A 21184-nucleotide genomic window follows, 5' to 3' on the forward strand; every position below is an offset into this window, starting at 1 on the left:
GTTCACGGTTCCCCATGGGTTCCCCTTCGGACGACAGCGTGATGGAAACAGCACGCACAGTATCCCAACTCGGGCGCGACCGCGACCGGACGGACCGCCCGGCCTGGGGGTGTCAGGCGGGCATCGCCCGCGCCGAAAGCGTCCAACCAGGACGGAATCCGCTTGACCTCAACCTCGCTACAGGTCCTAGGTTCGCGGCATGAGCATGGAAGTCACCGCGTGGATGTCCCTGCACCACGCGATGCATCAGCGTGACCAGCGGCCCTTCTCCAAGGCGACCCTGAGGCGGATCGGCGGCTTCGCCCGCCCGCACCGCCGCCTGCTCGCGTGGTTCCTGGCGGGCAGCGTCGTGGCCGCGGTGCTGACCGTCGCCGCACCGGTGCTGGCCGGGCGGGTGGTCGACGCGATCGTCTCCGGCACCGACACGGCGACGGTGGTGCGGCTGGCCGTGGCGATCGCCCTGATCGCGCTCGCCGAGGCCGGGCTGGGGCTGCTCACCCGCTACCAGTCGGCGCGGATCGGCGAGGGCCTGATCCTCGACCTGCGGACCGCCGTCTTCGACCACGTGCAGCGGATGCCCGTCGCGTTCTTCACCCGGACCCGCACCGGCGCCCTGGTCTCGCGGCTCAACAACGACGTGATCGGGGCGCAGCAGGCGTTCAGCGACACGCTCTCGGGCGTGGTCGGCAACGCCGTGACGCTGCTGCTGACGCTCGCGGTGATGCTGACCTTCTCCTGGCAGATCACCCTGCTGGCGCTGGTGCTGCTGCCGATCTTCGTGCTGCCCGCGCGGCGGATGGGCCGGAAGCTCGCCCGGCTCGAACGGGAGGCCGCCGACCTGAACGCGGCGATGAGCACCCGGATGACCGAGAAGTTCTCGGCGCCCGGCGCCACCCTGGTCAAGCTCTACGGGCGGCCGGCGGAGGAGTCCGCCGAGTTCGCCGCCCGCGCGCGGCGCGTGCGCGACATCGGCGTGCGTACCGCCATGTTGCAGACCGTCTTCATCACGGCCCTCACGGTGGTCGGTTCCCTCGCGCTGGCCCTGGTGTACGGCCTGGGCGGCGTGTACGCCATCGGCGGGCAGCTCGACGCCGGCGCGGTCGTCGCGCTCGCCCTGCTGCTGTCGCGCCTGTACGCGCCGCTGACCTCGCTCGCCAGCGCGCGGGTGGAGATCATGAGCGCGCTGGTCAGCTTCGAGCGGGTCTTCGAGATCCTGGACCTCAAGCCGATGATCGAGGACAAGCCGGACGCCCGGCCGCTGCCCGACGGGCCGGTGGCGGTGGAGTTCGACGACGTCCGCTTCGGATACCCGTCGGCCGAGAAGGTCTCCCTGGCCTCGCTGGAGGACGTGGCGAAGCTCGACACCCGCGGCGGCGAGGAGGTGCTGCACGGGATCTCGTTCCGCGCCGAGCCCGGACAGATGGTCGCCTTGGTCGGCTCGTCGGGCGCGGGCAAGTCCACAATCGCGCAACTGCTGCCGCGCCTGTACGACGTGGAGGACGGCGCCGTCCGGCTCGCCGGGCGCGACGTCCGCGACCTGACCGGCGACTCGGTCCGGGACGCCCTCGGGGTGGTCACCCAGGACGGTCACCTGCTGCACGACACGATCCGCGCCAACCTGCTCTACGCCCGACCGGACGCCAACGAGGACGACCTGTGGGACGTGCTGCGTCGCGCGCGGCTGGCCGACCTGATCCGCTCGCTGCCGGACGGCCTGGAGACGGTCGTGGGCGAGCGGGGGTACCGCCTCTCCGGCGGCGAACGCCAGCGGCTCACCATCGCCCGGCTGCTGCTCTCCCGCCCGCGCGTGGTGATCCTCGACGAGGCCACCGCACACCTCGACTCGACGTCCGAGGCGGCGGTGCAGGCGGCGCTGGGTGAGGCGTTGACCGGACGGACCAGCGTGGTCATCGCGCACCGGCTCTCCACGATCCGCTCCGCCGACCAGATCCTGGTGCTCGAACAGGGCCGGATCGTGGAACGCGGCCGGCACCCCGACCTGCTGGCCCGGGGCGGCCGGTACGCCGAGTTGTACCGCACCCAGTTCGATCAACCGGTGCCGGCCTGACGTGTCCCCGTGCTCGCGCGACCGGCACGCGCCGGGGGGCGATGAGCGAGCGCGCGGACGGGCCGCCGGGGTGCGTGTCGCGCCCCGACGGCCCGCCGTCAGTCGTCGTCAGCCGTTGTTGTCGATCAGGCTGGCGATCTGGTTGTAGATCAGGTGCGCCTTCGCGCCCTGGTTCGACGGGCAGCCGCCGAGGTGGTGCAGGGCGATCACCCGGTGGCTGGAGTTCAGCACCGGCGAGCCCGAGTTGCCGCCGGAGGTGTCGCAGCTGTAGCTGATGTTCGAGGCGTTGTAGTTCGCGTTCTTCACGGTGCAGTTCGCACCGTTCTGGGTGTCCTCGAAGATCGACAGTCGCTTCGGGCTGCCGTCACCGTGCCCCGGGATGTACATCCGCGTGCCGGTGGTGGTGGCGGTCGTCGCCAGGTACAGCGTGCCGAAGCTCTGGATGCTGGTGAAGTTGTTCACCGAGTACAGCGCGTAGTCCAGTTCGCCGGAGCCGCCGCTGCTCACCTTGTAGAGGGTCGCCCCGCTCACCTTGGTGCCGGCGCCGGGGTTCGAGCCGCCGCAGGTGGCGCACTGGTAGTTGAACTGCATCTCGCTGCCGGTGACGGCGGCCTGCGTGGAGAAGCAGTGCTTGTTGGTCAGCATGCGGTTGGTGTTGCCGACCCGCCAGGTGGTGCACATCCCGCCGCCGCTGATCAGCAGCCGCGCCACGGCCCTGCCGCGGGCGTACTCGGTGGGGTGGCTGTTCTGGTAGCAGACCACGTCGCGGCGGGCGTCGGTGCTGCAGACGGACTGCGTGGAGAAGTTGTGCTGCGCGATCTCCGCGCGGTCGTAGCCGCGCCAGAACCGGTCGATGGTCGCGACGTTGCCACGGGAGGCGCGGCTGCTGTGCATCGTCACCACCGCGGTGTCGCCCTCCACCGACATCGCCCAGAAGCCCGGCTGCCCGTCGGTGGTGTAGTCCGCGCCGGTCGCCCGGTTCAGATAGCGGTCGTACCGGTAGCTCTCCCGGCCGTCGGGGCTCGCCACGGTGACGTAGTCGCCGTGGGCCAGTCGCAGCGCGCTGAAGTGCACCTTGACGTACGACGCGCCAGGGTGCCGGATGACCTGCGTACGGGCGTCGCCGGCCGAGGAGAGCGTGCCGGTGACGGTACGGAGTTCACCGACAGTGGTGACGCCCTCCGCCGAGAACTGCTCCGATTCGGGTGCCCGTTCGGATTGCGGCGCGAGAGGTTGCACCGAGTACGCCTCGGCGGCGGGTGCCGACATCAGACTCAGCCCGAGTGTGCAGGCGCCCAGCGCGACCGCCGCCGTTCGTAGGCGGCGCATGGCATGTTTCATCGTCGCTCCCTCCGAGGAACCAGCACCCAGACGTGCTTGCAGCCTTCATACACGAGTCGATGGAGGCATGTAAACATATCGATGCCCACCTACCGGCATGGTGCCGTCGGTCGCGCCGGCGGGTTCCTGGCAGGATCACGCCGTACGACACACTTCCCCGGCCGAGCCCGGCGACGGCCGGCAGCACCGGACGGAACGCCGGCGTCACCGCTGCGGTGACGCCGGCGTCGTACCGTTCGTTACGGGGTGACGACCCTGCCGCCGAAGGTCACCACGAGGCGGCCGTCGGACGCGAAGGACCAGCCCAGGACACCGGAGTACTGGGCGCACCGGGATCCGTTGGTGCCGGACCAGAACTGGTTCGAGCTGTCGGAGTTACCGATGATCTTGTCGTTCGAGCCGCCGTCACACGAGGTGTTGTTCCGGAACACCGAGGAACCGCCGTCGAAGGTGAAGTTGCGCTCGGCGTTGCCGATGCTGGCGTTGTTCGACACCTGCATCGTGCCCAGGTTGCGGTTGTAGGTGAATCCGTGCTTGCCGTTGTCGTAGGCGATGTTGCCCCGGACGATGTGGTTCACCCCGATGTCCTCGCCGCCGAGCTTGTAGCCGTTGCGGTCGCCGGCCCCGGCCTGGCCGCCGTTGCTCAGGGTGCCGTTGTTGTAGGCGAGGGAGGACTCGATGGTCACCGCGCCGATGGCCCCGGTGTCGCTCTTCGTGTAGAGGTCGTAGCCGTCGTCGATGTTGTTGTGGGCCACGGTGTAGCGGAAGACGTTGCCGGGGCCGACGGTGAGCTTCGGGGCGAACCCGTCGGCATCCTCGCCGTCGGAGTCGACGTTGTCGTGCGAGACGGTGCTGACCACGAGGTTGTTGGAGGGCCACTGGTCGCGGGGCGCGTTGGCCACCAGCCGCGAGAGCTGGAGCCCCGAGTCCCGGTTGTGGCGGGTCACCGTACGCTCGATGATGTTGTTGTTGCCGGCGAGCAGGATGCCGTTGTCCCCGGCCCGCTCCACGACGATGCCGCGGATGTGCCAGTACGACCCGCCCAACGCGAGGCCACGGTTCGCCGGGTCCTCGCTCTGGGCCGAGAAGTTCAGGATCGGGGTCTCGCCCGGGTAGGCGAAGATGTTCTTGCGCGCGCTCGACGTGCCGTTGTTGCCCTGGCCGATGGTGATGGTCTGCGAGTAGCGGTAGGTGCCGCCGCGCAGGTAGATCGTGCCGCCGGCGGCGATCCGGGTGATCGCGGAGGTGAGCGTCGTCGGGTTCGCCTCCGTGCCGGACGCGCTGTCGGTGCCGGTCGGCGCCACGTACAGCGTGCCGCTCGACGGCGGGGGCGTGGTCGGCTGGGGCGTGGTCGGCGGCGGGGTGGTGGGCGGCGGCGTGGTCGGCGGCGGAGTCGTCGGCGGCGGGGTGGTCCCGCCCGAGGCGTACGTCTCGAACTCGGCGACCCTCGGCGTACCGGTCGAGCCGGTGATCTCGAAGTTGATCTTGCGCAGCGACGTGGCGGCGAAGTTGATGACCCCGGCCCCGTTGCCGCTGGCCAGGGTGGCGCCGGTGTCGTTGTTGACGACCCGCCAGGAGCCGATGACCCCGACGGCGCCGGCCGCCTCCCGGATGTTGATCGAGGCCACCGTGGTGGCGGTGTCCCACTTGATCGAGATGCGGCCGGTCGAGCCGGTCGGCGACCAGTAGGTGCTCATGTTGCCGTCGAGCACGTTGCCGTAGCTGGTGCCGCTGGCCTTGCTGGAGCCGTCGGAGCCGGCCCCGAGGCTGAGGTTCGTCGCGTTGACGCCGACCGATGCGGGACTGGGCCCGCCAGCCGCACCAGACGCCTGGGTCATCGGAAGCGCCGCGGCGAGCGCGGCTGCGGCAGCCACGGCGGTGCCGCCGGCAAGAAGCTTGTGTCGCACTGTGGTTCGCACTGTTGGACTCCTCAGGAGTGAGCACGGTGCGGGGCACTGCCTGCACAGCCCGACACCGCATGCGGCTTCGTGTCCGTACCCTCAGCCCGGTCAGGGATCGAAACATCGATGAAACACAGGCTAGGAAAGCGCTTGCCTGTGAAGCAAGTGCGGAGACGTGCAGGTTTGTTGCATACGTAGCGACAGACGCCGGTCCGGGCGCGGCCAGTGCTCGCCCGCGTGGTGGGCGAGTTCGAGGACGGCAGCCGGATGGTTACGGTGGCGAAGTGGCGGGACGGGGCCATCGCTGAGGAGTACATCTGGATGTAGTGCCGCCACGGCCACCGGCGTCACCGTCGCCGATCCGCGGCGTTCGTCTGAGCGGCATCACGCCGGAGCGGTGGACGAGCATTTCCCCGCCCCCGGTGACCTCCGGCCCGCGCGGCCGATCAGGCCGGTTCGCGGACCCCGCCGGACTGGTCACCGTCGTCCGGAAGCGGCTCGGCGGGTGCTTCCGGCAGCTCGTCGGGCGTGTCGGGAAGTAGTTGCGCCGCGTCGTCGGGCACGGGCTCCCGAGGATCGAGCGGCGGATACAGCTCCGGGTCGAGATCGGGGTTGGTCATCGACCAATTATCGGCCCCGACGGCCGTCACCGCCCGTCGGCCGCCCATCGGGCGTACGCGGCACAGGACGGCACCGGCCAGCCACTGGAGAACGACGGCCTCCGACGAGGGTCGCCGAGTAGGCCGCCCAGGGCTGCCCTGCTTCCTGCCGCCACCGCTGCGGATAATGCCGACGTGCGTTCGGACGTGGACCGTGGGGATGACGCCGCAGGAGTGGATGCCGCCGGCAAGCGGGCGGTGACCCGCAGCCCGCTGCGGTCCCGGACAGGGGTGGCCGCAGGCAACGGCTCGGCGTGGCGGGTCGTCGTCGGGTTCGGCGTGGTGAGCCTGGCCGCCGACATGGTGTACGAAGGTGCCCGCTCGGTGTACGGGCCGCTGCTGGCCTCACTGGGCGCGTCCGCTGTCGTCGTCGGGCTGGTCACCGGCGCCGGCGAGGCGGCGGCACTGCTGCTGCGGCTGGTGTCCGGGCCGCTTGCGGACCGGACCCGGCGGTACTGGTCGTTGACCCTCCTCGGGTACGGGCTGACCGCGGTCTGCGTACCGCTGCTCGCCTTCACGCCGCTGTTGGGCGGCGCTGGTCTGGCCGTCGCCGCCGCGTTGATCCTCGCCGAACGGCTGGGCAAGGCGGTCCGCAGTCCGGCCAAGTCGGCGCTGTTGGCCGACGCCGCCAGCCGCGTCGGGTTGGGTCGAGGGCTGGGCGTGCACAAGGCACTCGACCAGGTCGGCGCTTTCGCCGGTCCGCTGCTCGTAGCCGCGGTCGTCGCGATGGCAGCGGGCACCCTCTGGCCGGCGCTGGCCGTCCTTGCCCTGCCAGGCGTCGTCGCAATGCTGTTGCTGCTCGCCGTCCGGGCGCGCACTGACATGCCGGCCGCGAGCAACACACCGGCCGGCGGCACCCCCTCGGCGTCATCCGACCCGCAGGCCACCAGGGCGGCGCGGCGGACGCCGTTGCCGGCGATGTTCCACTGGTTCGCGGCGGCGATGGCGCTGTGCACAGCCGGCCTGGTGACATTCGGGCTGATCGGCTTCCACCTCGTCCGCGCGGGCGTCGTCGCGACCGCGACGGTGCCGCTGATGTACGCAGCCGCGATGGCCGTCGGCGCGCTCGCCGCCCTCCTCACCGGCGCTCTCTACGACCGGACCGGCCCACGGGTGCTGATCGCGCTCCCGGCGCTGATCGCCGCCGTGCCCGCCCTGCTGTTCGCCGGTGGTCTGCCGCTGGCAGCGGCGGGGGTCCTGCTGTGGGGTGCCGCCGTGGGTGTGCAGGACTCCACCGTCAAGGCGCTGGTCGCCGATCTCGTGCCACGGGAACGCAGAGCGACCGCGTACGGGGTGTTCGCCGCGGTGCAGGGCGCAGGGGCGCTGGCCGGCGGTGCCGCTGCCGGATTCCTGTACGAGCTCTCGCCGGCGAGTCTGACGACTGCGGTGGCCGTCACGCAGGTCATCGCACTGGTCACGCTCGTGGGCGTCCTGACGAGGCTGGCCAGGCGGTGACCCGGTTGACGCGCAGGGTGCTGGCTGATCGACGCGATGCGCAGGCCACGCACCGGCGAGGCGACGACCAGGCGAGGCTGTACGGATGCCTGTGCAGCCGTCAGTCCTCGCGGTTGCTTCCGGCGTGGCCGCGCCCAGGACGCGGCCGGCTGCGGCCCGGCAGACAGCAGCAGCCGCAGTCGAGGCCCCGGAAGCAGCCCTGATACATAGAGACAGAACTCTTCTCACTCCACGCCCAAAAAGACCTCTGTCGATTGAATTCGTTAATTCCACGATGGAATAGAGCCATATATCGACTGTACGATCCAGCAAAACCGTTCGGACCATTCAATCGGCGCGTCGTACGCCCGCCGGAATGGCCGGAACAAAGGGAGGCTGGGAGATGAGACTCCACCGCCACACGATCTTCGCCCGCGAACGTCGAGCCGGAACGGCCGCCATGGCCACGCTCGCCACCACGGTCCTGCTCCTCACCGTGGCTGCCGGACCGGCCACTGCGACACCCGCCACCGAGGCGCGGTCCGGGGCGACCGGCGAGATCCTCGGCACCGGCAACGCCACCCCCGTGCCCGGCAGCTACGTGGTCACCCTCAAGGACAGCGGCGGTACGGTCGCCGATCGGCAGGCTGGAGTGTCCCGCCTCGCCGACCGGTACGGCTTCCGCCCGGACCAGGTCTGGCGCGACGCGCTGACCGGCTTCTCCGTACGGACCTCCGAGCCGGTGGCCCGCCGGCTGGCCGCCGACCCGGCGGTGGCGGTCGTGGAGCAGGACCGCCTGACCAGCTTGGCCACCACCCAGACGAACGCGCCGTGGAACCTCGACCGGATCGACGCACCGCTGGGGCTCAGCGGCACCTACAACTTCACCAGTGTCGGGACCGGCGTCCGGGCGTACATCGTGGACAGCGGAATCCAGATCGGCCATGCCGACTTCGGCGGCCAGGCGGTGTACGGCTACGACGCCGTCGACGGCACGCTCCCGGCCAACGACTGCAGCGGGCACGGCACCCACGTCGCCGGCACCGTCGGCGGGACGACCTACGGGGCGGCCAAGAACGTCGTGCCGGTCGCGGTCAAGGTGTTCGACTGCGCCCTGCCGAGCACGCTGTCAATGTTGATCAACGGGATCAACTGGATGATCGCCAACCACCTCGCCGGGCAGCCGGCCGTGGCGAACATCGGCGTGCTGACCAGCCCCACCGTCGCGCTCAACACGGCAGTGACGAACGCGGTCGCCGACGGCATCACGGTAACGGTTCCGGCCGGCAACTCGAACGTGAGCGCCTGCACCGTCTCACCCGCGTCGGTGCCGGCCGTGCTGACCGTGGGCGCGACGTTGACTAACGACAACCGGGCAAGCTGGTCGAACTTCGGTCCCTGCCTGGACATCTTCGCTCCAGGCGATCGCATCACGTCGGCCTGGTGGAACTCGACCACCGCGACCCAGACGATCAGCGGCACCTCGCACGCCGCGCCGCTCGTCGCCGGCGTCGCCGCTCGGGTGCTCAGCAACAACCCGACCTGGACACCGGCCCAGGTGGCCAGCTACCTGTTCAGCGTCGCCAACCCGGTCGTGATCAACCCGGGGGCCGGCTCGCCCAACCGTCTCCTGCACCTGTCCCCGGCGCTCTGACTTCAAATCCTGGGACGCCCCGTCCCCACCCACAGAAGCGATCGAGGCCGTTGCCAGCGTCTCCGCTGGTAACGGCCTTGATCGTGACGTGCACCCGACGGGACTCGAACCCCCAACCTTCTAATACTGACCCGGAACGCCAAATCCGGCGCGAGACACCCAGTGGTGGTTGCAGTCGAGACAGTCCGCGATGTAGGTCTGCGGAGGCTTGGCAGGACGAGCCATCGTCCCCCCTCTTCTGAAGGTGAGTTTCTCGACAGATCATGTCCAGCACAGACAGCTGCACACGCTGCGGTCATGTCAACCTGCACCAGCCGGCAGCAGGTAACCACCGCTTCCATCAAGGCGGGGGGACCTCACATCCGACACCAAGATCCTTCGAAGACACCGCCTAGGCCCGTCAGCGGCCACGAGCACCAGAAGTCTGCCGGTACGCCTGGGCCTCGCCGCCAAGGGAAAGGTCAGGAAGAGGGGGGCATATCAGTCAGGAGGGGAATTGTCAGGTTGCTGCCAGGCAGCCGTGCCACACTTCGGTCACTGCTGACACGAGGAGGGGCACGACCCGATGGGCGACGGCCAACGTCCGAGACCATTGGCTCGCCGTTGCGGGCCTGATTCGCCCGGCGCCACCGGCATCGGGAGCGTGGCCCCGTGTGGGTGCTGAGTCTCCTCCTGGGGCTGCTGGTGGTGTTGGCGATCACCGCGGCCACCGGCTACTTCGTGGCGCAGGAATTCGCGTACATGGCCGTCGACCGGTCGCGGCTCAAGGCCCGCGCCGCAGAGGGTGATACCGCCGCCAGGCGAGCGCTGGACGTGACCCGCCGGACCTCCTTCATGCTGTCCGGCGCCCAGCTAGGGATCACAGTGACCGCCCTGTTGGTCGGCTACGTCGCCGAGCCGTTGATCGGTGAGTCGGTCGGCACCGCCCTCGGCGGGGTCGGCGTCCCGACCGGCGTCGGCGTCGCCGTCGGCACAGTGGCCGCGCTGCTGCTCTCGACCTTCGTGCAGATGCTGTTCGGCGAGCTGTTCGCCAAGAACCTCGCCATCTCGCGGCCCGAGCCGGTGGCCCTCTGGCTGGCCGGATCCACCCAGATCTACCTACGGGTGTTCGGGTGGCTGATCGCCTTCTTCGACAAGTCCTCCAATGCCCTGCTGCGCCTGTTCGGCATGGAACCGGTGCACGACGTGGAACACGCCGCCAGCCGCCGCGACCTCGAACACATCGTCAGCGATTCCCGCGACTCCGGGGACCTGCCCACCGAACTGTGGATGCTGCTCGACCGGGTGCTCGACTTTCCTGACCGCGACGCCGCCCACGCGATGGTCCCGCGGGCCCGGGTGGATGTCGTGGAGCCCGGCCTGACCACCAAGGAACTCTGGACCAAGATCGCCGGCGGCCACTCGCGCTATCCGGTGCTCGACGACCGCGACGGCGTGATCGGGGTGGTGCACCTCGCCGACCTGCTCGCCATCGACCGCGACGGTGCCGGCACGGTGGCCGACATCATGCGGCCGCCGGTGCTGGTCCCGACCTCGATGCCACTGCCCCGGGTCGTGCAGACCCTCGCCGAGCGGAAAGTCCAGCTCGCCTGTGTGCTCGACGAGCACGGCGGGCTGGCCGGCGTGGTGACCGTGGAGGATCTTGCCGAGGAACTGGTGGGGGAGATCGAGGACGAGCACGACGAGGCCACGGCACCCACGTCGCCAGCCGCGCTGGCAGCGGCGGACGGCAGTTGGGAACTGGTCGGCACGCTGCCACTGGACGAGGTCGAGCGCACCATCGGGCATGACCTGCCCGAATCGGACAGCGAGACCCTCGCCGGCCTGGTCATCGAACTGCTCGGCGAGCTGCCCGCCCCCGGCGCCGTGGCCCGGCTGAGCCTCGGCGAGGTCCCCCTGACACTCGAGGTGGTGGAGTTGGAGCGGCACGTCCCGTCGCTGGTCCTGCTGCGGACGGAGGAGAACCGCTGATGGGTGGCCCATGGGTGGTGGTGGCTGTCACCGTTGTGCTGATCGTGCTCAGCGCCTTCTTCGTGGCCGCCGAGTTCGCGTTGCTGGCGGCCCGTCGGCACCGGCTCGACGCGCGTTCCGAGCACAGCCGGTCGGCCCGCGCGGCGGTGCGCAGCTTCGACGAGCTGACCGTGCTGCTGGCCGGCTGCCAGCTCGGTATCACCGCCTGCGCGCTCGGGCTCGGCGCGGTCACCAAACCGGCCGTCAACTACGCGCTGACTCCGATGTTCCTGTCCTGGGGCGCACCCGGCTGGACGGCCGACGCGGCCGGTTTCGCACTGGCGTTGCTGGTCGTGACCTTCCTGCACCTGGTCATCGGCGAGATGGCCCCCAAGTCGTACGCCATCGCCCACCCGGAGAAGACCGCCATCGCCCTGGCGATGCCGATGCGCGCCTTCATGTGGTTCACCCGCCCGGTGCTGCGTGCCCTCAACGCCAGCGCCAACTGGTGCCTGCGCCGGGTCGGCGTAGAGCCCCGGGACACCATCGCCACCGGCCAGAACGCCGCCGATCTGCGCCACCTGGTCGAGCACTCGGCCAACGTCGGCGCGCTCGACGCGTCGTACTCCGCGCAACTCACCGATGCCCTCGACCTCGACCAACTCACCCTGGCCGATCTCACCGGCCCGGAGCGTGAGCTGACCGCGGTGGGGACGGCCGACACCGTCCTGACGGTGCGCGCGGTGGCCCGCGACACCGGCCACCTGCGGGTGGTCGTCCTGCGCGACGGCGCGGCCGTCGGCGTGGTCCACGTCCGCGACACCATGGACCAGCCGGACGACCAGACCGCCGGCGAGGTGATGCGCGACGTCCTCGTGCTCGACGGCTCGACGCTCGCCTACGAGGCCCTGGCCATCATGCGGACCACCCGCCACCACCTCGTGGTGGTCACCACCCCAAACGGCCCGGCGGTGGCCACCCTGACCGACGTGGTCGAGCGGCTGCTCCGAGCCCCCGCCGGGGCCCGCTGACCCTCCACCCACCCGCCGGTGCGCGAACAGGCCAGGACGCTGGGCCAACGCGGACCTCAGCACACGGACGCTACTCGACGCGTCTGCCGTCCCCGACCAACTTGCCGGCCGAGAGAACATTCAGGTGCAGTAAGGCCTCGCACCCGGTCGTCTGATCAACGTAGGTCAGCCGATCGGAGCCCCGCTGCGAGGACATGCGGCTTTCGCAGTCGCCGATACACCATTCCGCCGCGCCGCAGCAAGGTCACCGGCGACGGCGGATCGCGGCTGCGGTGGTACCGGCTGCGGGCTGCTGACCCCGGCCACCGATCGGCCCGTCGCTCACCGCCTCGGCAAGCCCGCCAGCGTCGTGGTATCCACCCACCGGCCCCGACTGCGTCAGATACTTGTGCCGATGTCCGGTATTGCCCTTTTTGGCCGCGTGGATGCCGTAGTCACCGCCCGGCGTGTAGGCGGGTGGCCACCTCGGTTGCTGCGCGCTGGCCGGACAGGATTGCGCCGTTCATGCTGCCGGAGGTCTCGTCGGCTGTCTCGGTACCAGCCCAGTGCACGAGGCCTACCGGTTCGCGCAGCAGCTGTCCGAATGTTGTCCATGCCTTCGGTCCGACTGCCGGATTCGGCCCGCCGGGCGCGAATACGTCGTTGCCCCAGGAGAAATCGGTGTAGTCGCTGGTCTGGCGTGCGGGCTCACCGTACAGGTGGACGAGGTGGCTGACGACGCGGCGGCGGCGCTCGTCCTCGTCGTATCCGTCGAATGCGCGTGCGTCGCAGAACACCATGAGGATGCCGGGGCCGTTGGCGTGGGGACTGACATCGAAGGTCAGGAAAACGGTCTCGTCGTCGGACATCGCTGTTCCTGAGAGGCCGCCGTCTCGCCAGAAAGGGCGGCTGTAGGCGACGAATGCCTTGCTGAGCGCTCCCAGCCGCCAGCTGCGGGAGAGGCCGTAGTGGCGCTGTGGGAGTTCCGGCGTGAACTCGATCGTCGAGCGGTGGGTCGGTGACGCCGTGACGATGACGTACCGGGCTTCGATCGTGTGGTTGCTGGTCTCGACCGTGACGCGTTCACCGACCGTGGTGATGCGTTCGGCGGGAGCGCCTACCAGCACACGGGAGCCCAACGTGTCGGCGAGCCTCTCGACCAGCGTGTAGGTGGTGCCCAGCACCCGGTCCTGTTGGTCACCGCCTTCGACGGCGAGCATGTGTTCGATGCCGCCGAGGTTCTTGATGTATCGCAGCACGTTGAACAGGGACACGTCGCCGACGGGCGCGCCCCAGTGCACCAGGCTGAAGATGTTCATGAATTTCCGGGTGTTCTTCAAGGCGTGGTTCGCCGTCAGCCATTCTCCGAACGACATCGAGTCGAGCCGTGCGGCACGGGGGTGTTCCCAGGGGGACGAGACGGGAAGAGCGTCGACGGTCTTCTGTAGCTTGCTCGTGATTCGCCAGAGGTCGAGCATGACCCAGGGGGCCAGGGCGGTGATGCTTTCGATCCTGCGCCTGCCACCGAAGGAGACGATTCCCTTGCCCTGGTGGAATTGGGGCACGAACTCGCAGCCGAGGCGGCTTGCGAGATCGCGTACCGCGGTGTGGCCTGGCGCCACCCAGGTCGCGCCGGCATCAACGCAGACGCCCGCAACTTCGGTTCTGCGGATCCTTCCGCCGATCCGGTCGCGCCCTTCGAGGACGACGACGTCATGCCCCGCGCGGGCGAGTTGATCTGCCGCTGTGAGCCCTGCGAGCCCGGCACCGACGACGACGACGTCGGCGGATCGGGTACTGGCGATGTTCATGGTCGTGCTCCTTTCGACGTCGCGATATCTCTCGTCCAGTTGCGGGTCAACACAGCCCTGCCCTGCCCGGCATGCGTCTGCTCTGAGCGCGGTGACGAACGCCAGGTGTCATCGCATCGATCAGGGGCGCGCGTCGGGTTCGGCCAGTTCGAGGAGTGCGGTGCGGGTGAGTGTGAGTTCGTCGTCGGTGATGTAGGAGACGTCGGTTGCGATGGCGGCGGCAACGCCTTCGGCGGCGAACCGGACGGTGTGGGTTCGGCTGGCGGGTAGTCCGTCTTTGAGTAGGGTGGTGCGCCACCATTCGGCGTCGGCGCGCAGCAGCGTGGCGATCTCGGGAATTTCCTCGATGCCTGCCCAGTGGGTGAAGGGGGCGAAGGTCCGGACGGCTTCTTCGCTGCCGCCGCAGAGTGCGCGGACGTAGCCGCGCAGCAGCTTTCCGGCGCGGTTCTCGGAGATGTCGGTGTGGTGCATGACCTCGCTGCGGAAGCGGGCGATGGCATGCTCGACCACCGCGACGAGGAGCGCGTCTCGGTTGGGAAAGTGGTAGAGCACCCCGCCTTTGGATATCTCGGCGGCGGCGGCGACGTCGGCGATGCTGAACCGCATTCCGCGCTCTTGCAGCAGCTGTTCGGTCGCGGCGATGACGGCCTGGCGGGTGCGTTCCCGGTCGCGGGTCGCTGGTCGTCTAGTGGTGTCGGCCATACGGGGTCTCCACTTCCTTGGTCGAGGGGATCAATCGCCACGCGACGGCGGATGCCAACAGTAGGAGCGCCGCAGCGACCAGGGAGGTGACCTGCATGCTCTCGGTGAAGGCGTGTTGTGCCGCGTTCATGGTGGCAGCCAGTTCGTCACCAGTCTGCGCGGCGACGGCGGCGCCGGTGGCGAGGGAGTCGGTGAAGGCGCTGCGTGCGTCTTCGGGTAGCCCCGCGGGGAGATCGAGGTTGGCCCGGTAGAGGGCGTTGTGCAGCGATCCGAGCACGGCGATGCCGAGGGCGACCCCCAGCTCGTAGGCGGTCTCCGACACCGATGACGCGGCGCCTGCCCGCTCTTTGGGAACGGCGCCGACGACGGCGTCGGTGGACAGCGTCATGCTCAGACCGGCGCCCAGGCCGCAGATGGACAGCGCGGCGCACAGCAGCCAGTAGCCGGGAGCATTCTCGGCGGCAGCCAGCAGGGCGAGTCCGGACGCCGAGACGATCATCGACACGGCGATGGCGCGGCCGCGACCCAGGCGGGTGAGCACGGTCGCGGCGATCGCGATGACGAGCATCGACGCGATCGTCGCGGGCAACTCCACCAGGCCCGCTTGCAGCGGGCCGAGGCCGCGGACGAGCTGCAGGTACTGCGAGAAGAAGAACAACAGACCGATGAAGCCGAAGACCGCGATCGTCTCCGCCATGACCGCTCCGGCGAACGCGGGGACCCTGAACAGGGAGATGTCCACCAGCGGATGCTCGAGCCGGCGTTGCCGGCGTACGAACATCGCGCCTGCCGCCAGACCGATCGCCGCGGTGACGGCGACGGCGACATCGAAGCCGTCACTGGCGGCGTGCTTGATGGCATACACGATCGCGACGATCGTCACCACTGACAGCACTGCCGAGGCCAGGTCGATGCGCTTGCCCGCAGAGCCTTTCGACTCCGGCAGCAACGCGATGCCACACACCAGGACGAGCAGCATCACCGGCACGTTGATCAGGAACACCGAGCCCCACCAGAAGTTCTCCAGCAGCGCCCCGCCCACGAGCGGGCCCACCGCCGCGCCACCGGTCGCGCCGGCCGCCCACACCGCGATCGCACTGGCCCGCTGTTTGGGGTCTTCGAACATGTTGCGCAGGATCGACAGGGTCGACGGCATGATCGTCGCGCCGAACAGGCCCAGCAGCGCGCGCGCGAGGATCAGCATCTCCGGGTTCGGCGCGAACGCGGCGGCCACCGAGGCGAGCCCGAACCCGACCGATCCGATCAGCAGCAGCTTCTTGCGCCCGATCCGGTCGGCGAGGTTACCCATCGTCACCAGCAGGCCGGCGAGCATGAACGAGTAGATGTCGCCGGTCCACAGCACCTGCGTCGAGGTGGGCAGCAGGTCCGCGGTCAGCGCCGGGATCGCCAGGACGAGCACCGTGCCGTCGACCGCCAGCAGCACGACGGCGAGCGTGAGCACGACCAGGGAGAGCCATTCGCGCCGGCCGGCGCGGCTTCGGATGAGGGTTGCGGTCACAGCAAGACACTATACCATCTGAACTGTTCAACCGACCGGATGGTCAGTTAGGGGTGACGGTATGCGTGTGCTGGTAGTCGGAGCGGGGATCGCCGGGAGCGTGGCGGCGTTGTCCATGCGTCGGGTGGGGCATGAGGTGACGGTCGTCGACACGGTCGCCGAGCCTTACCGCGGGGGCTATCAGATCCAGCTCGATCGGACGGCCCGGCAGCTGCTTGAGGGCTTGGGGGCCGGGGACGTCATCGAGCGGGCGAGCGGAGACTCCCCGGATATCCGCATCGCCCGCAAAGGTCGCAATCTGGGCAAGTTACGCCCTGTGGGGTACCGGCTCGCGCGCTGCGGCGAGCTGGTGAGCGCAATCTCCCGTTACGCCTCGACGGTCGTTCCTGTCCGCTTCGGGTGCCGCCTGACCGCGATCGAACAGCGCACCGAGCACGTCGTCGCACACTTCGACGACGGCACCACCGGCAGCTTCGATGTGATCGTCGGCGCGGACGGCTTGCGGTCCACCGTTCGGCGCCTGGTCTTCGGCGCCGACGACGCCTTCGTCTATCTCAACGGTTACACCAGCGTCTGGATCGATGTGCCGGCCAGCGCCGCACGGCGCGACAGCGCAGACCTCCTACTTGGCGCCGGCTCCACCGCGCAGATCTTCCCCTACCCCGGCACCGAGGAACTCCTGCTGCTCACCTCCCTGAGCACCGGTGAGCACCGATGGAATGCACACGAGCTGCTTCCCAGCGTACGGAAGCTGCTGAACGCGAACGGCCCACGATTCAACGACCTGACGGCCTACACCAACACCGTCGACACGATCCGCGTCACCCGCTTCGCGCAAGTCCGCATGCCCCGCTGGCACACCGGACGCGTCGTGCTCGTCGGCGATGCCGCGCACTGCGTCGACCCGCTCTCCGGCTCAGGCGTACACGCCGCGCTGCTCGGCGCCAGCGTCCTCGCCGCCGAACTACCCACCAATCCTCGCAACCTCGAAAGCGCCCTGCGCCGCTACGACACCCGCGTCCGGCCTGTCGCGAAACTCCTGCAACGCGCCACCGCCGGCCTGCTCCAAAGCCTCACCGGCCGACACCTTCGCCAACGCCTCGGCGCCATCCCCGAACTACTGCACGCCACAGCGAACATCGTCCCCGCCACCATCCCCCGCTCCCGCTCACTCACCCGCAGCAACCTCACACGGCAACCCGCCGAAGCCACGCAAGCCCTCAACAGAGAGCCGAAACGACCCGACCGCCCAGACCACCAAGCGGACCCCAGGCCACGCTGATCCGCTGACCACCTCGACCGCAACGCCCGGCCCTTGACCACCAAGCCCAAGCCCTGCCCGCGAACGGCCGGCTTCCGCGACGGCGCCGACACCACGGCATCCGCGCGAGCCTTGCTCCCAAACTCCGCAACACGCCCTAACCGCCCACCGGAGCCCACCATGAGCACCCCGTCCATCGTCCTATTCATCTGCGCCAACAACACCGGCCGCTCCCAGATGGCCGCCGGATGGCTACGCCACCTCGCCGGCAACAGCGTCCGCGTTCACTCAGCCGCAGCCACACCCGGTCAACTCAACCCCGCCACGCTCGCCGCCATGACCGAGGTCGACATCGACATCGACACCACACAACCCTGGCAAATCGACGACCAGGCCCTCCTCACCAGCGACGTCATCATCACCATGGGATGCGGCGACACCCCACTCCTCTTCCCCCGCAAACACTACGAAAACTGGAACATCGACGATCCCTCCGGTCACGACCTCGACACCGTCCGCGCCATCCGCGACGACATACGCGCACGCGTCGAACAGCTCCTCACCCGGCTACGCGCCGAACACTGACCTAGACAGGCAGCCCCGCAGATGGCCTTCGCACGTGTCCATCCGCCCCGACGGCAGACCGCTACACCCTCAGCACGCCACCCGGCACTTCACCGACTCGTCACCCGAGCCGACCTCCCACCGATCCGGCTCCACGACCTACGTCACGGCGCGGCGTCCCTCGCCCACGGAGCCGGAGCCGACCTCAAAACCGTGCAAGACCTCCTCGGCCACGCCAGCATCGTCACCACCGCCGACACCTACACCAGCGTCCTACCCCCCGCCCAGCGCAGATGCGCCGACGCCACCGCACGCCTGGTCCTCGCCGCAGCCCGACCCACCCGCAAAACAGCAGGTCAAAGCCCCCGCACCACCACGATGATCACAGAGAGTTACGACACCCGCATGACACCCACGCGACACCCACCATCCAGAGCGGACGATCAACAAAAAACGCCTGACCGCGTTTCCGCAGGCCAGACGTTATTTGATCTTGTGCGCCCGAAGGGACTCGAACCCCTAACCTTCTGATCCGTAGTCCGAACCCGTCAGATGCTCTCTACGCTGCGTAATCATCACTTTGTGCGTATCGCTGAGTGCTGTTGCGTGCCGAAACAAGTGGCTGAGTATCTGCTGGTCAGGGCGGTACCGCGATTCGAGTGCAACATCCTGCGGGGCGACGATCGGCCGCGCGGGACGCACTGTGCTTGTTTTGTTCCGAGCGTGCGGGTCATGCGCCGAACATCCGAGCACCAACGGAGCACCATCACGGCTGGTAACCGCCGCTGTAGTGCGGCCGACCGTCCGCTGCCAGTGGTAAGGCCCGCGACGAGTTGCTGTCGTTGTCCCAGGAGCAGGCCGGCCGGCCCTGGACCCTGGCCCGCTGGCTCCGGTACTGGCTGTCGACCAGGACCCGGATCCGACCGACCACACGACTGCACTACATCCGCGACGTCGAGCCCTTTCCTGATTCCGCACCTGGGTCAGTTGACCCTCGGCGATCTGAACTCGCGGCAGCTCACCGCCGCGTTCGCACAGATCGCCGCCACCCGCAACCGGCACGGGCAACCCCAGACCGCCTGCACCGGATGCACTGGCACCTCAACTGCTGGCCGCCACCGCCTACCGCGACGCCTCCGTCGTGTCCCTGGTCGAAGTGCACGACATGAACCGGCGACGGGCACTGGTCGGCGGATCTGTGCCCAGCAGGCGGTCCCGTCGGATTCAAGATCTTCCTTCCGGGCTGGGACTTCCTGCCCGACGCCACCTGCGCCCGGCTCTTCGTCCACCTTCATCAGGTGACGTCGGACGCATAGGCGCAGCTGCGCAGGTGCTTCACCGGCAGCCCGGCCGCCACACCGCCGCGGACACCGCTTCCTCACCCTTCTAACCATTGACGGCTTCAATCGATACTCACGGCGAGGGGTCGCGCCGTCGACGACCAAGCGCGTGCTCTTCTGCGCTCCGTCGACAACGCGCAGCGGGGCCGGCGTCCAGGGGTGGAGCGCCGGCCCTGCGCCATAGCCGATGCTGTTCCCGCCCACACCCCCAAGGGTCAGTAGCTCAGAGTGCCTGATGTCAACCAAGGAACGCGGGCAGCGCAGATGGCGGTGATCTGAGCGCACGGCAGCTGACCGCGGCGTTCGGGCAGATCGCGGCCACCCGTAACCGATCGGGGCAACTGCAGAGCACCTGCACCCTGCAGCACATTCACACAACGCTGCGGGCGGCGCTGACCGGCGCGGTCCGAGAGGATCTGCTCACCACCAACCCGGCCCGTCACGTAGAGCTACCCGCGCGTCCGCCGCGTCCACAGGCCCAGGTGTGGACCGAGACCCGCGTAGCCGAGTGGAAGGCCACCGCGCAGCGGCCCGCCGTCGCGGTGTGGAAACCCACACAGCTGGTCGCTCTCCTCGACTACGGTGGATATGTCCCGACAGACCCAAGACGTCAGACTCAGCAACGAGGGAACCAACCAAGAATGCAGCCCAGCGGCAGGCGCGGGCAACGCTTGGCGCAAGCCCTCGCAGCAGCGCCTCCACAGTCCGCCGCCCGATGACGGCGAATGATTTTGATCTTGGTTGAATGTCGTCCGAATGTCAGCTGCGATGCCGCCGAATGTCAGTGCTGCTAAGGCGGACGGAGCTGGCAAGATCGTCGCCATGCTTGTCACCTTGTCGTCCGGCGCCCACGCCTCGCACGTGCTCGACCTGCTGTTCCGGGCCAAAACAACGATCGGGAACAACCACGGTGATCTGACCAAGTACCTGGACTGGGCGAACGAGAACGCTCGGGTCCTGCGCAACCAGATCCGGTCCACCGATATCGACCGCCTGATCTTCACCGCGCGGTTCTGGCGCTTGGCCGAGTTCGGCGACCGCCGCGATCGGTTTACCCAGGATCTACTCAGCGCTGAGCTCACCGAGCGGGCCGACGTGTGGGAACAGGCATGGTCAGCGCTCAAGGCCGAGATCGCCAGGTGGAGCTCCGACGCTTACGTGATCGTGGTGGACACCAGCGTCTTCATCCACCACCCCGACAAGATCCGTGACATCGCGTACGCAGATCTGCTCAACGTCGGATACGAGGAGGTACGCCTCGTGGTGCCCCGGGTGGTGGTCGACGAGCTGGACCGGCTCAAAGAATCGGGCAACCAACAGAGCCGGTGGCGTGCCGCGCACACCCTCGGCGTTCTGGACGAGCTGCTGGAGCAGCCGCGATCACGCGTGACGATCCGCGAGGCCGACAACCACAACGAGGTCATCGAAGCCGGCGGTGTGCCCCACGACAAGGTCACCATCGAGGTGCTGTTCGACGACGCGCACCATGTGCGGCTGGCCGACACCGACGACGAGATCATCGATCGGACACTCGCGCTGCAGCCCTACACCCGATCGCTGCCCATCCGGCTGCTGACCATGGACACGAGCATGGCCCTACGCGCCCGGATGCTCGACGTACGAGTCCTCAAGCCCACCAAGGACATAGGCGACGAGCCAGCAAAGCCAGAGCCCAAGCCGACGGTCAAGACCAAAGCCGTGCCAGCCCGGTAGACATCGCACGGTGTGGCGATGATTCCCCAGTCGGGCTGACCACCGGGCAGACCGCCCTGGCCACCGCCCGTGCCACCGGGGAAATCGCCAGCGATGGGCAGCCTTGAGGAACTGGAACGGCGGATCACGGCGAGGGAGGTCGAGTTGGCGATCGTGTGGCAGGCGGCAGCGGCCCGCCTGGGCCCCTGGCCGCCAGCGCCGACCGCGACGTCGCGGAGTACCTCGCCGAACTCCGCGGCCACACTCGCATGCTTGGT

The 21184-nt window shown here is 68.9% G+C and carries 14 protein-coding genes and 1 pseudogene; 9 read left to right on the top strand and 6 right to left on the bottom strand.

What is annotated here, in order from left to right; all coding sequences use genetic code 11:
• The first annotated feature begins 199 nt into the window (after window positions 1-199).
• The gene (locus AC0OO9_RS13600) at window positions 200-2068 is read left to right on the top strand and encodes an ABC transporter ATP-binding protein (RefSeq protein ID WP_393171984.1); all 1869 of its coding nucleotides are present in this window, start codon (window positions 200-202) and stop codon (window positions 2066-2068) included.
• Between the two features lie 108 nt (window positions 2069-2176).
• Here the strand turns inward: AC0OO9_RS13600 and AC0OO9_RS13605 are convergent, their stop codons facing one another.
• The 3 genes from AC0OO9_RS13605 to AC0OO9_RS13615 form a co-directional block, all read right to left on the bottom strand.
• Window positions 2177-3409, bottom strand: coding sequence for a trypsin-like serine peptidase (locus AC0OO9_RS13605; protein ID WP_484517509.1), 1233 nt, complete (start codon window positions 3407-3409; stop codon window positions 2177-2179).
• A 239-nt stretch (window positions 3410-3648) separates the two neighbouring features.
• The gene (locus tag AC0OO9_RS13610; RefSeq protein WP_484517510.1) at window positions 3649-5328 is read right to left on the bottom strand and encodes a cellulose-binding protein; all 1680 of its coding nucleotides are present in this window, start codon (window positions 5326-5328) and stop codon (window positions 3649-3651) included.
• A gap of 428 nt (window positions 5329-5756) precedes the next feature.
• The gene (locus tag AC0OO9_RS13615) at window positions 5757-5930 is read right to left on the bottom strand and encodes a hypothetical protein (RefSeq protein WP_192581334.1); all 174 of its coding nucleotides are present in this window, start codon (window positions 5928-5930) and stop codon (window positions 5757-5759) included.
• 339 nt (window positions 5931-6269) lie between these two features.
• Between AC0OO9_RS13615 and AC0OO9_RS13620 the strand changes: the two genes are divergently transcribed.
• The 4 genes from AC0OO9_RS13620 to AC0OO9_RS13635 all read left to right on the top strand — a co-directional run bounded on the left by AC0OO9_RS13620 (window position 6270) and on the right by AC0OO9_RS13635 (window position 12038).
• On the top strand, window positions 6270-7424 hold the full coding sequence (locus AC0OO9_RS13620; protein ID WP_484517941.1) for an MFS transporter: 1155 nt from the start codon (window positions 6270-6272) through the stop codon (window positions 7422-7424).
• A gap of 382 nt (window positions 7425-7806) precedes the next feature.
• Window positions 7807-9057 (top strand): S8 family peptidase, encoded by a 1251-nt coding sequence (locus tag AC0OO9_RS13625; RefSeq protein ID WP_484517511.1) that lies wholly within the window; start codon window positions 7807-7809, stop codon window positions 9055-9057.
• 651 nt (window positions 9058-9708) lie between these two features.
• Window positions 9709-11028, top strand: coding sequence for a hemolysin family protein (locus AC0OO9_RS13630; protein WP_484517513.1), 1320 nt, complete (start codon window positions 9709-9711; stop codon window positions 11026-11028).
• Window positions 11028-12038, top strand: a complete 1011-nt coding sequence (locus tag AC0OO9_RS13635; protein WP_484517514.1) for a hemolysin family protein — start codon at window positions 11028-11030, stop codon at window positions 12036-12038. Before AC0OO9_RS13630 ends, AC0OO9_RS13635 begins: the two co-directional genes overlap by 1 nt.
• Before the next feature lie 434 nt (window positions 12039-12472).
• On the opposite strand, the gene AC0OO9_RS13640 is transcribed toward AC0OO9_RS13635, so the two are convergent.
• The 3 genes from AC0OO9_RS13640 to AC0OO9_RS13650 form a co-directional block, all read right to left on the bottom strand.
• Window positions 12473-13828, bottom strand: coding sequence for a flavin monoamine oxidase family protein (locus AC0OO9_RS13640; protein WP_484517515.1), 1356 nt, complete (start codon window positions 13826-13828; stop codon window positions 12473-12475).
• A gap of 120 nt (window positions 13829-13948) precedes the next feature.
• The gene (locus AC0OO9_RS13645) at window positions 13949-14530 is read right to left on the bottom strand and encodes a TetR/AcrR family transcriptional regulator (protein ID WP_484517516.1); all 582 of its coding nucleotides are present in this window, start codon (window positions 14528-14530) and stop codon (window positions 13949-13951) included.
• Window positions 14514-16049 (bottom strand): MFS transporter, encoded by a 1536-nt coding sequence (locus AC0OO9_RS13650; protein ID WP_484517517.1) that lies wholly within the window; start codon window positions 16047-16049, stop codon window positions 14514-14516. The genes AC0OO9_RS13645 and AC0OO9_RS13650 overlap by 17 nt, the downstream gene beginning before the upstream one ends.
• Before the next feature lie 61 nt (window positions 16050-16110).
• On the opposite strand from AC0OO9_RS13650, the gene AC0OO9_RS13655 reads away from it, so the two are divergent.
• From AC0OO9_RS13655 to AC0OO9_RS13670, 4 genes and pseudogenes are all read left to right on the top strand, one after another.
• Entirely contained in the window at window positions 16111-17331 is a 1221-nt protein-coding gene (locus AC0OO9_RS13655) for an FAD-dependent oxidoreductase (protein WP_484517518.1), read from the top strand.
• Window positions 17332-17490: 159 nt separating this feature from the next.
• Window positions 17491-17895, top strand: coding sequence for an arsenate reductase ArsC (locus AC0OO9_RS13660; RefSeq protein WP_484517519.1), 405 nt, complete (start codon window positions 17491-17493; stop codon window positions 17893-17895).
• A 40-nt stretch (window positions 17896-17935) separates the two neighbouring features.
• Window positions 17936-18405: pseudogene (locus tag AC0OO9_RS13665) on the top strand (tyrosine-type recombinase/integrase); the annotation flags it as partial.
• 1565 nt (window positions 18406-19970) lie between these two features.
• Window positions 19971-20927, top strand: a complete 957-nt coding sequence (locus tag AC0OO9_RS13670; protein WP_484517520.1) for a PIN domain-containing protein — start codon at window positions 19971-19973, stop codon at window positions 20925-20927.
• The last annotated feature ends 257 nt before the right edge of the window (window positions 20928-21184 follow it).

The organism is Micromonospora sp. USAFONa4 (assembly GCF_057197825.1).

Coding starts and splice junctions, on each gene's coding strand:
- AC0OO9_RS13670 (WP_484517520.1), top strand. CDS start 19,971: ATGTCAGCTGCGATGCCGCCGAATGTCAGTGCTGCTAAGGCGGACGGA.
- AC0OO9_RS13620 (WP_484517941.1), top strand. CDS start 6,270: ATGGTGTACGAAGGTGCCCGCTCGGTGTACGGGCCGCTGCTGGCCTCA.
- AC0OO9_RS13640 (WP_484517515.1), bottom strand. CDS start 13,828: ATGAACATCGCCAGTACCCGATCCGCCGACGTCGTCGTCGTCGGTGCC.
- AC0OO9_RS13635 (WP_484517514.1), top strand. CDS start 11,028: ATGGGTGGCCCATGGGTGGTGGTGGCTGTCACCGTTGTGCTGATCGTG.
- AC0OO9_RS13605 (WP_484517509.1), bottom strand. CDS start 3,409: ATGAAACATGCCATGCGCCGCCTACGAACGGCGGCGGTCGCGCTGGGC.
- AC0OO9_RS13660 (WP_484517519.1), top strand. CDS start 17,491: ATGAGCACCCCGTCCATCGTCCTATTCATCTGCGCCAACAACACCGGC.
- AC0OO9_RS13600 (WP_393171984.1), top strand. CDS start 200: ATGAGCATGGAAGTCACCGCGTGGATGTCCCTGCACCACGCGATGCAT.
- AC0OO9_RS13645 (WP_484517516.1), bottom strand. CDS start 14,530: ATGGCCGACACCACTAGACGACCAGCGACCCGCGACCGGGAACGCACC.
- AC0OO9_RS13655 (WP_484517518.1), top strand. CDS start 16,111: ATGCGTGTGCTGGTAGTCGGAGCGGGGATCGCCGGGAGCGTGGCGGCG.
- AC0OO9_RS13625 (WP_484517511.1), top strand. CDS start 7,807: ATGAGACTCCACCGCCACACGATCTTCGCCCGCGAACGTCGAGCCGGA.
- AC0OO9_RS13615 (WP_192581334.1), bottom strand. CDS start 5,930: ATGACCAACCCCGATCTCGACCCGGAGCTGTATCCGCCGCTCGATCCT.